The sequence below is a fragment of the Streptomyces sp. NBC_00341 genome, from assembly GCF_041435055.1.
Taxonomy (GTDB): Bacteria; Actinomycetota; Actinomycetes; order Streptomycetales; family Streptomycetaceae; genus Streptomyces.
In genome coordinates this window covers 2,940,329-2,952,902 of sequence record NZ_CP108002.1, presented here as the reverse complement: position 1 = coordinate 2,952,902, position 12,574 = coordinate 2,940,329, and the positions used below count along the sequence as shown (strand labels likewise).

Annotated in this window: 13 protein-coding genes and 1 pseudogene; 7 read left to right on the top strand and 7 right to left on the bottom strand. The window is 70.3% G+C overall.

Going from position 1 to position 12,574, the window contains the following annotated elements; translation table 11 throughout:
- Window positions 1-14: 14 nt before the first annotated feature.
- The gene (locus OG892_RS13215) at window positions 15-803 is read right to left on the bottom strand and encodes a sugar phosphate isomerase/epimerase (protein ID WP_073739641.1); all 789 of its coding nucleotides are present in this window, start codon (window positions 801-803) and stop codon (window positions 15-17) included.
- Between the two features lie 217 nt (window positions 804-1,020).
- Window positions 1,021-2,133 carry a LacI family DNA-binding transcriptional regulator gene (locus OG892_RS13210; protein ID WP_371629241.1) on the bottom strand — a complete coding sequence of 371 codons (1,113 nt, stop codon included), beginning with the start codon at window positions 2,131-2,133 and terminating at the stop codon, window positions 1,021-1,023.
- Window positions 2,134-2,262: 129 nt separating this feature from the next.
- Between OG892_RS13210 and OG892_RS13205 the strand changes: the two genes are divergently transcribed.
- From OG892_RS13205 to OG892_RS13185, 5 genes and pseudogenes are all read left to right on the top strand, one after another.
- Window positions 2,263-3,414 (top strand): Gfo/Idh/MocA family protein, encoded by a 1,152-nt coding sequence (locus OG892_RS13205; RefSeq protein WP_371629240.1) that lies wholly within the window; start codon window positions 2,263-2,265, stop codon window positions 3,412-3,414.
- A 119-nt stretch (window positions 3,415-3,533) separates the two neighbouring features.
- On the top strand, window positions 3,534-4,679 hold the full coding sequence (locus tag OG892_RS13200) for a dihydrodipicolinate synthase family protein (RefSeq protein ID WP_371629239.1): 1,146 nt from the start codon (window positions 3,534-3,536) through the stop codon (window positions 4,677-4,679).
- Complete coding sequence (locus OG892_RS13195; RefSeq protein ID WP_371629238.1) at window positions 4,676-5,503, top strand: sugar phosphate isomerase/epimerase family protein; 828 nt, start codon at window positions 4,676-4,678, stop codon at window positions 5,501-5,503. Before OG892_RS13200 ends, OG892_RS13195 begins: the two co-directional genes overlap by 4 nt.
- 241 nt (window positions 5,504-5,744) lie before the next feature.
- Entirely contained in the window at window positions 5,745-6,428 is a 684-nt protein-coding gene (locus OG892_RS13190; RefSeq protein ID WP_371629237.1) for a hypothetical protein, read from the top strand.
- Between the two features lie 50 nt (window positions 6,429-6,478).
- A pseudogene (locus OG892_RS13185) lies at window positions 6,479-7,323 on the top strand (IS5 family transposase).
- Window positions 7,324-7,332: 9 nt separating this feature from the next.
- Here the strand turns inward: OG892_RS13185 and OG892_RS13180 are convergent.
- Window positions 7,333-7,683: a hypothetical protein gene (locus OG892_RS13180; RefSeq protein ID WP_371629236.1), complete on the bottom strand. Its 351-nt coding sequence runs from the start codon at window positions 7,681-7,683 to the stop codon at window positions 7,333-7,335.
- Between the two features lie 89 nt (window positions 7,684-7,772).
- On the opposite strand from OG892_RS13180, the gene OG892_RS13175 reads away from it, so the two are divergent.
- A complete protein-coding gene (locus tag OG892_RS13175) occupies window positions 7,773-8,030 on the top strand; it encodes a hypothetical protein (RefSeq protein ID WP_371631629.1) in 258 nt (85 codons plus the stop codon).
- Between the two features lie 8 nt (window positions 8,031-8,038).
- Here OG892_RS13175 and OG892_RS13170 read toward each other — a convergent pair whose 3' ends face one another.
- Window positions 8,039-9,214, bottom strand: coding sequence for a glycosyltransferase (locus tag OG892_RS13170; RefSeq protein WP_371629235.1), 1,176 nt, complete (start codon window positions 9,212-9,214; stop codon window positions 8,039-8,041).
- A gap of 234 nt (window positions 9,215-9,448) precedes the next feature.
- Complete coding sequence (locus OG892_RS13165; protein WP_371629234.1) at window positions 9,449-10,522, bottom strand: MarR family transcriptional regulator; 1,074 nt, start codon at window positions 10,520-10,522, stop codon at window positions 9,449-9,451.
- A 391-nt stretch (window positions 10,523-10,913) separates the two neighbouring features.
- Between OG892_RS13165 and OG892_RS13160 the strand changes: the two genes are divergently transcribed.
- The gene (locus tag OG892_RS13160; protein WP_371629233.1) at window positions 10,914-11,312 is read left to right on the top strand and encodes a VOC family protein; all 399 of its coding nucleotides are present in this window, start codon (window positions 10,914-10,916) and stop codon (window positions 11,310-11,312) included.
- Between the two features lie 20 nt (window positions 11,313-11,332).
- Here OG892_RS13160 and OG892_RS13155 read toward each other — a convergent pair whose 3' ends face one another.
- Both OG892_RS13155 and OG892_RS13150 read right to left on the bottom strand, forming a co-directional pair.
- Window positions 11,333-12,097, bottom strand: a complete 765-nt coding sequence (locus OG892_RS13155; RefSeq protein WP_371629232.1) for a class I SAM-dependent methyltransferase — start codon at window positions 12,095-12,097, stop codon at window positions 11,333-11,335.
- Between the two features lie 246 nt (window positions 12,098-12,343).
- Window positions 12,344-12,553, bottom strand: a complete 210-nt coding sequence (locus tag OG892_RS13150; protein WP_371629231.1) for a DUF397 domain-containing protein — start codon at window positions 12,551-12,553, stop codon at window positions 12,344-12,346.
- Window positions 12,554-12,574 lie beyond the last annotated feature (21 nt).

Sequence of the window (12,574 nt, the reverse complement as noted above, 5' to 3'; positions counted from 1 at the left end):
GGCGGGCGGCGGCCCTACTGCTTCGGCGCGCCCAGCCGCAGCAGGTGCTCGCGCCCCGCGCTCAGCAGCCCCGGCAGCTCCGCCGCCCCCGGGTGCCAGCGCTTCTCGTACTCCCAGCAGACCCAGCTGTCCGCGTCCAGGGTGTCCAGGCAGGCCCGCAGCGGCAGCACCCCGGCGCCCAGGGCGAGGGGCTCGGTCTCCTCGGCGGAGGCGATGTCCTTCACCTGGACGTAGCCCAGGTGCGGGGCCAGCACCGCATGGCTCGCGACCGGTTCCTCACCGGCCAGCCAGGTGTGCATGATGTCCCACAGCGCACCGATGCTCCCGTGCCCCACCGTCCCCACCACCCGCGCCACGGCGGCTCCCGCGCGGTGCGAGTCGTGGGTCTCCAGCAGGATGCGTACGCCCATGTCCGCGGCGTACGGAGCGGCGGCGGCCAGCCTGCGGGCGGCGGTCGCGTCGGCGGTCTCGGGGTCCTGGTCGCCGCCGCCGGGGAAGACCCGGACATTGCGTGCGCCCAGGTCCCGGGCCAGCTCCACCAGGCCGGCGAGCTCGTCGAGCACCGGCTGGTCCTCGCCCTCCGCCGCGGCCCTGACATAACCGGCCACGGTCAGGATCTCGATCCCGCCCCGCTTGAACTCCTCGACCACGTCGGCGCGTTCGAGCATCGAGAGCCCGGGGTGCACCGGCTCCTCCGGGTGGGCGCGCAGCTCCACCCCCTGGTAGCCGTGCTCGGCGGCCAGCCGGACGACCTCGGATATCGGCAGCCCCGGCACCCCGAGGGTGGAGAAAGCGAGCTTCACGTGCATGTCCTTCCATCGGTACCTGCCCTGCCACCGCACCGTACGGCCCGGTCGGTGGCCGGCACTTCATCGGCTTGCGGCCTGAACTACGGATGCCCCGGGTACGGGGAAGCAAGTACCCGCCCGGCGGATCCGGTCACGGGGAACGAAGTCATCTCCCTGCGGATCCGGTCACGGGGAATCAAGTCCCCCGCGGACCCGGTCACCGGAAGCGGGGTCACCCCCGGGGCGCCGCCGTCGAGCCGCGCACCATCAGCTCCGCCGGGATCGTCGCGATGCCGCCCGGCGGCGGGGTCTCCTTGCCCATCGCCAGCCGGCCCGCCCGCGCCCCCGCCTCGAAGAGCGGCAGCCGTACGGTCGTCAGCGCCGGGACCACGTCCACCGAGAACGGCAGATCGTCGAAGCCGGCCACCGAGACGTCCTCGGGGATGCGCAGACCGCGGTCGCGGATCGCCGCGGCGGCGCCCAGGGCCACCGTGTCGTTCGCGGCGACGACGGCCGTGATCCCCGGTTCGCGGCGCAGGAGTTCGACCGTGGCGTCGTAGCCGGAGCTGCGGTCGTAGGAGCCGTGCACGGTGAGGCGCTCCTCGGTACGGGAGCCCCCGTCCTTGGCTGCGGCAGCACCGCCCCCGTCTCCGTCCCCGTACAGCCCCGCCGCCCTCATCGCTTCGTGGTGGCCCTCCAGCCGGTGGCGGGTCGTGGTCCGCTCCAGCGGTCCCGCCGCGTAGCCGATGCTGCGGTGGCCCAGCGAGATCAGGTGCTCGGTCAGCCGCCGGCCGCCGCCCCGGTTGTCGAAGGCGAGCGCGGCCAGGACCGATGCGCTGTCCGGCAGCGGGGGCCGCCCGCACAGGACCACTCTGGTCCCGGCGTCCGCGAGCTTCGCCAGCTTCGCGGACATCGCGGCCTGGTGCGCCGGGTCCTCCACCGCGCCGCCGGTGAGGACGACGGCGGCGGCGCGCTGGCGCTGGAGCAGGGTCAGGTAGGTGAGCTCGCGTTCCGGGGTGCCGCCGGTGTTGCAGACGATCGCGAGCTTCTCGCCGCCCGCCCGGCCGGAACCGTCGCCCGGACCGCCGATCTCCGACTGCGCGGCGCCCGCCATGATCCCGAAGAACGGGTCCGCGATGTCGTTGACCAGGATGCCGATCAGGTCGGAGGTGGCCGCCGCGAGTGAGCTGGCGGGCCCGTTCAGCACGTAGTCCAGATCGTCCACCGCACGCAGGACCCGCTCCCGAGTGGACGCGGCCACCGGGTAGTTGCCGTTCAGCACACGGGACACCGTGGCCGGGGACACCCGGGCGCGAGCCGCCACGTCCGCCAGGGTGACTGTCATCGAGATTCCTCCGGGGGAGTGATGGGGGGAGAGGTCCAATCGGTGGGCCCCTCTTGTCCGGGCCGCTGTCGGCAGGCTAGCGTCATCCCCGATAGAAAGCGCTTGCTACGACTGTATGGAGGAACTTTCGTGACACGCAGGACAGTGCGCATCGCCATGAACGGCGTCACGGGTCGCATGGGATACCGGCAGCACCTGGTGCGCTCGGTCCTCGCGATCAGGGAGCAGGGCGGCCTCGACCTCGGCAACGGCGACGTGCTCTGGCCCGAGCCGGTCCTCGTCGGCCGCCGGGCCCACGCCCTGGAGGCGCTTGCCGAGCAGCACGGCCTCACCGAGTGGTCGACCGACCTCGACGCGGTGCTCGCGGACGAGACCATCGACATCTACTTCGACGCCCAGGTCACCTCGGCGCGCGTCGACGCGATCAAGAAGGCCATCGCGGCGGGCAAGCACATCTACACCGAGAAGCCCACCGCCACCGACGTCGAAGGCGCCCTGGAGCTGGCCCGGCTCGCCCGGGACGCCGGCATCAAGCACGGCGTCGTCCAGGACAAGATCTTCCTGCCGGGCCTGCTGAAGCTGAAGCGCCTCATCGACGGCGGTTTCTTCGGGGAGATCCTCTCCGTGCGCGGCGAGTTCGGCTACTGGGTCTTCGAGGGCGACTGGCAGGAGGCCCAGCGCCCCTCCTGGAACTACCGCTCGCAGGACGGCGGCGGCATCGTCGTCGACATGTTCCCGCACTGGGAGTACGTGCTCCACGAGCTGTTCGGCCGGGTCACCACCGTCCAGGCGCACGTCCAGACGCACATCCCGGAGCGCTGGGACGAGTACGGCAAGCCGTACGCCGCGACCGCCGACGACGCCGCGTACGGCATCTTCCAGCTGGAGAGCGGCGCCGTCGCGCAGATCAACTCCTCCTGGACGGTGCGGGTCAACCGCGACGAGCTGGTCGAGTTCCAGGTCGACGGCACCCACGGTTCCGCCGTCGCGGGGCTGCGCAACTGCCGCGTCCAGCACCGCTCGGCCACCCCCAAGCCGGTCTGGAACCCCGACCTCCCGGCCACCGAGTCCTTCCGCGACCAGTGGCAGGAAGTCCCCGACAACACCGTCTTCGACAACGGCTTCAAGGCCCAGTGGGAGCTGTTCCTGCGCCACATCGTGCTGGACGAGCCCTACACCTGGGACCTGATGGCGGGCGCGCGCGGCGTCCAGCTCGCGGAGCTAGGCCTCAAGTCCTCCGCGGACGGCCGCCGCTTCGACGTCCCGGAGCTCAGCCTGTGACCATCCACCTCCCGCAGGGCGCACCGGAGTTGATCCAGTGACCACCCACCTCCCACAGGGCGCACCGGAGTTGATCCAGTGACCACCCACCTCCCGCAGGGCGCACCGGAGTTGATCTCGTGACCATCCACCTCCCGCAGGGGCCGTACGAGCCCCGCACCACCCCCCTCGACCTCGCCCCCGGCGGGGCGCCCCTGGCCTCCCGTACGGTCTTCTCGGCCGCCCACGTCGTGGCCGACCCGTACGCCGACGTCAGCCCCGACTCCCCGGCCGCCGTCGACTGGGACGCCACCCTCGCCTTCCGCCGCCACCTCTGGTCGCACGGCCTCGGGGTCGCGGAGGCCATGGACACCGCCCAGCGCGGCATGGGCCTGGACTGGGCCGGCGCCGCCGAGCTGATCCGCCGCTCGGCGGCGGAGGCCAGGTCCGTCGGCGGCGCGATCGCCTGCGGCGTCGGCACCGACCAGCTCCCGCCCGGCCCCGCCTCGCTGGCAGAGGTCCGGTCCGCGTACGAGGAGCAGCTCGCCCTGGTCGAGGGGAGCGGTGCGCAGGCCATCCTGATGGCCTCCCGCGCACTCGCCGCCGCGGCGAACGGCCCGCAGGACTACCTGGAGACGTACGCGCACCTGCTGCGCCAGGCCACCGAGCCGGTCGTGCTGCACTGGCTCGGCCCGATGTTCGACCCGGCGCTGGACGGCTACTGGGGCTCCGCGGACCTCGACGCGGCCACCGACACCTTCCTCCAGGTCATCGCGGAGCACCCGGACAAGGTCGACGGCATCAAGATCTCCCTCCTCGACGCGGAGCGCGAGATCGACGTCCGGCGCCGGCTGCCCAGCGGGGTGCGCTGCTACACGGGCGACGACTTCAACTACCCCGAGCTGATCGCGGGCGACGACCGGGGCTTCAGCCACGCCCTGCTCGGCATCTTCGACCCGCTCGGCCCGCTGGCCGCCCACGCGGTCCGGGTCCTGGACACCGGCGACACCAAGGGCTTCCGCGAACTCCTGGACCCGACGGTCGAGTTGTCCCGTCACCTCTTCCGGTCGCCGACCCGCTACTACAAGACGGGCGTGGTGTTCCTCGCCTGGCTGGCCGGCCACCAGGACCACTTCACGATGGTGGGCGGCCTCCAGTCGGCCCGCTCGCTGCCGCATCTGGCGAAGGCGTACGAACTGGCCGACCGGCTGGGCCTGTTCCCCGACCCGGAACTGGCCGAGTCCCGGATGCGCGCGCTCCTCACGGTCAACGGAGGCACCCGATGAACGACGGCCGTCTCTCCATCAACCAGGAGACCATCAAGCAGTGGTCGCTGCCGGAGCTGACCGAGGGCTGCGTGAAGGCGGGCATCGACAAGGTGGGCCTGTGGCGGGCCCCCGTCCAGGAGTACGGCGTAGAGGCGACAGCCCGTCTCCTCTCCGACGCGGGCCTGTCCGTCACCAGCCTCTGCCGGGGCGGCTTCCTCACCGCCCTCGACCCGGCCGGGCGGGCCCGCGCCCTGGACGACAACCGCGCGGCGCTCGATGAGGCGGCGGGCCTGTCCACGGACACCCTGGTGCTGGTCTCGGGCGGCCTCCCGGCCGGATCCAAGGACCTGTACGGCGCCCGCGAGCGCATCGCGGACGCCCTGGGGCAACTGGCCCCGTACGCGGCGGAGCGCGGCGTGCGCCTGGCGATCGAACCGCTGCACCCGATGTTCGCCTCCGACCGCTGCGTGGTCTCCACGCTGTCCCAGGCCCTGGACCTCGCGGAACGCTTCCCGGCGGACCAGGTCGGGGTCGTCGTCGACACCTACCACCTGTGGTGGGACGACCAGGCGCCGGCGCAGATCGCCCGCGCGGGCGCGGGCGGCCGGATCCACTCCTTCCAGCTCGCCGACTGGATCACCCCGCTGCCGGCGGGCGTGCTGGTCGGCCGGGGCCAACTGGGCGACGGCTGCGTGGACTTCCGCGCCTTCCGGACGGCGGTCGAGGCGACGGGCTTCGACGGCCCGATCGAGGTGGAGATCTTCAACGAGGAGCTGTGGGCCCGCGACGGCTCGGAGGTGCTGGCCGAGGTCGCCGCCCGGTATGCGGAGCACGCCTGCTGACCCCGTGACCGGGCGGTATCGGCGGAGGTGACCTCTCGGGCAAAAAAGATTGCCCGACCGTGCAACCCTCCGGGGCTCTGCCGGGTCATATCTGTAGTCGGGAGCTTCCGGGGGGTGTATCCGGGGGGATGGGGAAGCCCTGACATTGGGGGAGAGCGGGAGGGGTCCGGTCGAAAGACCGGGCCCCGTTTCGCTGTATCGGGGGGAGCTTGGCCGGCTCGGCCGATCGGACGGGGGCGGGATGACATACGTGACGGGTGTGGCAGCCGGGACCAGGATCAATGTCAGGATGCAACTGGGCGAGCGCGAGCTGAAGAAGCAGCCGCCCGGGACGTGGCCGGGTCCGGTGCTGGCGTGGGGACCTGGTGGGGACGCGTCTGCGCAGGTGCCCAGGTACGAGTTGTTCGTCGAGGACGTCAAGCGGGACAAGAGGACGCAGGACAGGGACTGGCGGCATCTGACGCTGTGGGGAGACCCGCATCGGCAGGCCTGGGTGATGGTGATCGACACCGAGTCGGCGGAGTCCGGCACGGCTGTGTACCGCGTGCTCGGCTCCCAGGGTGAGTTGTTGGCGCGAGTGACGCGCCGGCGGGGGAGCATCTTCCGCTTCGCCCGTACGTCGTGGCGGGTGGAGGTGAGCGGTGGCCCGGTGCTGCTCGGCCGCAAGGGGCACTTGGCCGGCTGGTTCCTGTGGTGGCTGTTCTCGCCGGTGTGGGCGGTGATGCTGGTGTTGATTCCTCTCGGGGGCGAGTTCCCGCGGATGCCGTTGACGACCCGGTGGGGGTGTGACGGCCAGGAGGTGATGCACTTCGACGAGGGCAGTTACCGGGCGGTGAGCGGCTGGCCGGACGCCCGCCTCGTTCATGCCGTGACGATGTTGCACTGGGCGCACCCGACCGTACTGGGCGACTGGAGCCGGCCCTAGGTGTTCTGTCCAGGGCGTTTCTTTCCGATCATCGGATCGTTGGTTTAGTCGTGCCGTTGGCTGACGCCCAGTGGGCGCGGATAGAGCCGTTGTTGCCTGATCGAACGCCAAGATGAGGCGGGCGGTGGCGTGATCACCGGCAGATGATCGATGCCATCGCCTGGAAGTTCCAGACCGGGTCGCAGTGGGTGCACCTCCCGGCCGAGTACGGCTCGTGGAAGGGCGTCTATACGCGGCTGCGGAACTGGGCCATCGATGGCACATGGGAACGGGTCTTCACCGCGCTTCTCGCCCAGGCCGATGCCGAAGGCGACGTGGACTGGGTAGTGGCGGTGGACTCCACGATCGTGCGCGTGCACCAAAACGGCGCCGGCGCCCGCAAAAAGGGGCTCCGGCTGACGAACCCGAAGACCACGCGATTGGACGGTCTCGTGGTGGCTTGACCACGAAGATCCATCTCGCTGCTGACAGCCGCTGTCGCCCGTCGGGCTTCGTACTCACGCCCGGCCAGGCCGGAGACGCGCCGGCGTTCGATCACGTGATGGCTGCCATTCGGATCCCTCGCCGAGTTGGCAGGCCCAGGACCAGGCCCTTCATGGTGCTGGCGGACAAGGCGTACTCATCAAGAGCCATCCGGGACCACCTGCGACGACGCGGAGTACGGGCCGTGATCCCGCAACCTGCCGACCAGATCGCCAACCGCAAGCGCAGAGGCCGCAGCGGTGGGCGCCCACCCGGATTCGACCGCGAGGCATACAAGCAACGCAACACCGTCGAACGCTGCATCAATCGAATCAAGCAATGGCGCGGTCTGGCCACCCGCTACGAGAAAACCGCCACGGTCTACCGTGCCGGCCTCCTCGTCGCGGCCATCTTCCTCTGGTCCGCCTGCTGAAATGATCGCTTACGGCCGGAGGCACTCTCCCTGTGGATCGAAGCAGATGAGCCCATGGTCGCGAGCCAGCGAAGCTGCGTACTCGGACACCTCCTCAGCCTTGCCGTATGACATGAGCAGGTACACGATCGGCCCCGATGCCTCATCGATGACCGGTGGCGACGCCCATACGACACTGAGGTCGATGTCGTCCGGGTATCGCGCGACGAGTGCTTCCACGTACGCCGTGATGCGCGGCGCCGGAGGCACGACGACATCGTCCGACTCCAGGTAGCGCTCGTAGAGCTCGTCGTAGGTCGAGCCAGCTTGGTGGTTGTCGAGTGGACGGTCGCCGTCCCACACAGCAAGGTCATAGCTCACAGGCGCATCGTCGCAGGCAGCAGTTCTGCCGACGCCAGCAGGCCCTGCGATCGAACCTCCACCAGTGATCCGTAAGAGACCCCCTAGGTCTGTCCTACGACCTCAGCGCCCACCGAGCCCAGCAGATCACGCTGGAAATGCTGGACTGGGCAGACATTGTGCTGACGATGGACGCCGCGGTCCTCGGAACGCTGCGCGCGACCTGTACCGAGGACAACTCCCCGAAGCTCGGCCTCTACCTCGGCGACCGCGATGTCCCCGACCCGATGGGCCAGAGCGACGAGGTGTTCAACGACTGTGCCGTGCTGATCGAGGCAGGCACGGCACTGCACCTCGGCCACTTGTAACACCTGCCTCAGCCGGATGCAGCTGCCAGGATCACATCCACGAGCCTGGCCGCTGCATCCGGCCTCCCGTGCGCCCGGGCCCGCTCCGCCATCGCGTCCCGACGGCCGGGGTCCGTGAGGAGCGGGCCCACCGCGTCGGTGAGGCCCGCCGCTGTCACCTCACCCAGCAGCGCGACAGCGGCGCCGGACTCCGCCAGGTGCCGGGCGTTGTGGGCCTGCTCGTTCCCGGCCGAGGAGGCGAGTGGGATGAACACGGCCGGTTTGCCCAGCGCTGTGAGCTCGGCAAGCGTGCCGGCGCCGCTGCGGGAGACCACTACGTCGGCGAGCGCCAGTACATCAGGGAGCTCCGGGCCCATGAACCCGGCAAGGTGGTAGCGGCCCACTAGTTCCACGGGGAGGCCCGCGGCGTGATGCCGCAACTCCTCCACGTTGGCGGGTCCGCACTGGTGGATCACGTTCGCCCGCCCCAGCAGCCAGGGCAGGGCTCCCCGTACGACTTCGTTGATCTGCTGCGACCCCTGCGCACCGCCAGTGACGTACACAGTGGGGAGCCGCCGGTCGAACGCCGTCAGGCCGAGGGCTTCCACCGCTTTGTCCGGGTGCCCCGACAACACCTCAGGGCGCACGGGATTACCCGTGACGACCGCAGCGCCCCGGACCGCCTCCGGAAGCAGCGGCACTGTCGACTCCGACGAGACCGCGATCCTTGTCGCCGAGCCAGCCAGCTTTCGGTTCGCGAGCCCCAGGCGCACGGTCTGCTCATGGAGGACCAGCGGTCGCCGGCACAGTCGGGCACCGAGCCCAGCGGGAACGGCCACGTAGCCGCCCGTAGCGAGTACGACGTCGGGCCGGAACTTCGAGATGATCCTGCGGGCTTGGACCACGCCGAGCGGCACGCGCGCCATGTCCTTCGCGTTGGCAAGGCTCAGCATCTTCAACGGATTGCTGGAGCGTCGGATTTTGCCGGTCGCGACCGTGGTGAAGGCGATGCCTTCCGCCGGGGCAATTCGGGCCTCCAGCCCCTCAGGTGTCCCGATCCACAGCACATCGAGCGTCCGGCCCTCACCGGCCAGCCGTTCTTGCAACGCACGGATCGCGGTCAGGGCGGGATAAGTGTGGCCGCCGGTGCCACCGCCTGTGACGATCAGACGGAAGGCGGGAGACGTGGGGGAAGCACTGTTCATTCGGCGCACGGTACTGGCCGGTCCTGCCTGGGACTGCCACTTCAAGCCGATTCAGTGCCGATGTGTTCCTTCGCGCAGGCTACAGATCAACGCCTGGTTCGGCGGCCGGACCGTGTACACGGACAAGACGCTGAAGGCGCAGTTCACGAGCATCACCGCCCGCCGTAACAAGATCGCGTACGAGGCGGATCTCGTGGCCGGGGATCTCAAGCAGCGGCGCTCCACCACCGGGGGTCAGGGCGTCCGCATCAGATTGCGGAGATCGCCGACCAGCGCGTTGATGTCGCGTCCGGCGGGCTCCGAAGCGGTGGGCCCCGGGGCGCCGCCGGTGACCTGGGCAGGCGCGCGGCAGGCTCGGCAGAGGCCGTCGGGCAGTGCCTCGGGTGGGCCGGGCACGCCGCATTCGGTGCACTCCATCATGATGCGGCGGACAGGGCCGGCGGGTGCGGGACGCGACGCCGCGACGGGCAGGCTGGGCGGGAGCTTGGCGATGAGCCGACTGCGTACGAAGCCGACGGGGGAGTCGACCTGCGCGGGAAGTCCAGCGGTGAGGGCCCGGGTGAGGTAGCCCGCGTTCACGCCCCGGTCCAGCCAGGCGGAAGCCAGCTCTTCGAGGACAGCGCAATCGGCGGCGGAGAGAGCCAGGCGAGGTTCCTCGCAGCCTAGTTGGGCCAGGGCGAGGTATGCGGGCGAGGGGACGGCCGGGCTGCCCTCACCGGCGTGCCGCTGCGGGGGGACGAGTGGCACCACAGGCGCGGGAGGGGGCTGGGAGGGCTCGGACGGCCGCACCGGCTCGGCTTGAACCGTCCGGGCCTCGGCGGCCACGGGCTCCTCGGGTCGCGTGGCCGCCCAGAGCGGTGGGGGCGCGGCGGGTTCCGTCTCGGGCAGCGGAATGGTCCGCTGGTCCCCGGCGTGAGCGAAGGCGGCCCACCACTCGCTGTCTCGTGCGGTACGGGACCAGAAGGTGCGGGTGACCCAGCGGCTCTGGCTCTCCGCGTCGACGACCTGACATCGCACGCGGCGCAGGTGACCGGCCGCGCTCAGGGCCCGGAGGGCGCTGCCGACGGCCATCTGGCCGTACAGGGGGAGTGCTTTGGCCAGCGACTTGACGTCCATGGCGCTTCCGTCGGGAAGCCGGTCGACATATCCGGCGACGTACCGCTCCCGTTCCGGCAGCAGCGCGAAGTCATGCGCGCTGTGCGGACGTTGGTCGGGTGCCGTGCGCTTTCCGTAGGCGGGGGCGGCTTTGGCGTACGGGCGCGAAGCTGCGGCTGTGCGCGGGGCAGGGCTAAGGTTCTCGATAGCCACGAGGTCGGTCCGTTCGATCTTGGGGTGAGACCCCGGCCGGTGCGAAGAACACCGCGTCGGGGTCGTTTTGGTGAGGGCAACGTATGCAGCTGTGACAGTACGCCGCAACCTGATCACGAATAGTCACACTTGCTGAGCGTTACGGGTCGGGGAGGTGGGGAGGGTTTACCCAAACCCCTTCTTTTCCTTCCGGATAACGGCACCGCTCGAATCTCGAAGCTCGCGTCTCGACCCTCGAATCTCGGAGCTCAAGCGTCGGGCCCGCCCCCTTTCCCGTACCCACGAAAGAGTGAGCAGGCCCGCGCTTTGTTCGAAGCTGGAGAGATTCGAGATTCGAGATTCGAGATTCGAGATCCGAGATCCGTACGGGGCAGCCATTAGGCTCGCGCCCATGCTGAGACTAGGAATCACCGTCATCGGTGTAACGGACATCCCCCGCGCAGTGGCCTTCTGGACCGAGGCGTTGAACCTGGTCGCCGCCGAGGAGTGGAAGACCGAGACGTGGCGGACGCTCATGTACGCCGACGGCTCCGGCCGGGCCCTCGGCCTGATGCGCAGCGGCTCTCCGGCCGAACAGCATCCCCGTGTCCACCTGGACCTCTTCACGGACACGGCCGAGGAACAACGGACGGAGGTCCAGCGGCTGGTCGGTCTTGGCGCGCGAACCGTCGACTGGGACCACTACCCTCCCGATCCCGACTTCGTTGTGCTCGCCGACCCGGACGACAACATCTTCTGTGTCGTGGACCTGAGCCACGCACCCAGCGGTGGCGACAAGCAGACGTCCTGACAGTCCCGGTGCCCCGGCGGTCAGCGCCCGGCGCGGTCCTCCCCGGGCCTCCGGAACAGCGCTCCCCACATGAACTCCTCCCCGAACCACGGAGATTCGGCCGGCTCGTCTCGCATCCGGCGCAGCTCGACCTCCTCCAGGCCTCCCGTCACCCCTTCCGGGCCCGTGAAGATCCAGCGCAGCGACTCCGCGGTGTACGCCAGACCGCCGTGCAGGCGCGCCGTCCGGTAGAGCTCGACGTCGGGCAGTTCCGAGCCCATCTCCCCGGAGGCGAAGGCGCCGAGCGACAGCTGCCCGCCGGGCGCCAGGACCCGGTCCACGTACGCGAGATACGTGATCCGGCGGTGCGGCGGCAGATGGTGGAAGCACCCGGAGTCGTGGATCAGGTCGTACGGTCCCTGCGGTGCACCCTCGGCGAAGGCGTCCCCGCAGTGGAACCGGATGTCCGCACCCGCCTCCCCGGCGCGTTCCCCGGCCCAGGCGACGGCCCCGGGCGACAGATCGACCGCGTCCACCTCGAAGCCGAGCGAGGCGAGGTACAGGGCGTTGCGTCCGGGGCCGCAGCCCAGGTCGAGCGCGCGCCCCGGGGTGACCAGGCCACGTTCCACGTAGGAGACGAGCGTCTCGTCGGGCTTCGCCACGAAGAACGGCACGGGCTTCGACCGGTCCTCGTAGAACCCGTCCCACCAGTTCCCGGCCTTCTCCGTCCACCGGTCCGCCTCGGGTGCGAACAGGTCGTCCATGAGCCGCAGAACGTCCTCGACCGAGCGCACATTCCGGTCCATCCGGAACCCCCCTTCCCGATGAGGGAAGTTTAGGAGGGTTACCGGCGTAAGGCCAGGTCAGCCTATGCGTGCGGGGTGCCTCGCAGAGCCTGCGGCGCGGCGGGAGGAGCGGCCCGACACCCTCGTTCCGCATCCGGCACGCGGGCCGCTCCACGGGCCCCGGAGGGCCTTTACGGGGGTGTCGTGGACGCCGCCGGGGGATGTTTTCCGGCTGCCGCCCGACGCAGCGCCGGGGCCCGCGAAGTATCAGGCGGTCAGCTGCCCGTGCTTGACCGCGGCGACGAACGACGCCCAGCCGTCCGTGGAGAAGACGACAGCGGGCCCGGCCGGGCCCGCCTTGCTGTCGCGTACGGGGACGGAGGCGTAGCCGCCCGCGACCTCAAGGCACTCGCCGTTGGAGCCCCCGCTATAGCTGGACTTGTACCAGCCGGTGAACCTGTGCTCAGCGTTGTGCATGTTCGTGTTCCTCCGAGATGT

Coding starts and splice junctions, on each gene's coding strand:
- OG892_RS13190 (WP_371629237.1), top strand. CDS start 5,745: ATGACATACGTGACGGGTGTGGCAGCCGGGACCAGGATCAATGTCAGG.
- OG892_RS13155 (WP_371629232.1), bottom strand. CDS start 12,097: ATGGACCGGAATGTGCGCTCGGTCGAGGACGTTCTGCGGCTCATGGAC.
- OG892_RS13150 (WP_371629231.1), bottom strand. CDS start 12,553: ATGCACAACGCTGAGCACAGGTTCACCGGCTGGTACAAGTCCAGCTAT.
- OG892_RS13170 (WP_371629235.1), bottom strand. CDS start 9,214: ATGAACAGTGCTTCCCCCACGTCTCCCGCCTTCCGTCTGATCGTCACA.
- OG892_RS13195 (WP_371629238.1), top strand. CDS start 4,676: ATGAACGACGGCCGTCTCTCCATCAACCAGGAGACCATCAAGCAGTGG.
- OG892_RS13160 (WP_371629233.1), top strand. CDS start 10,914: ATGCTGAGACTAGGAATCACCGTCATCGGTGTAACGGACATCCCCCGC.
- OG892_RS13210 (WP_371629241.1), bottom strand. CDS start 2,133: ATGACAGTCACCCTGGCGGACGTGGCGGCTCGCGCCCGGGTGTCCCCG.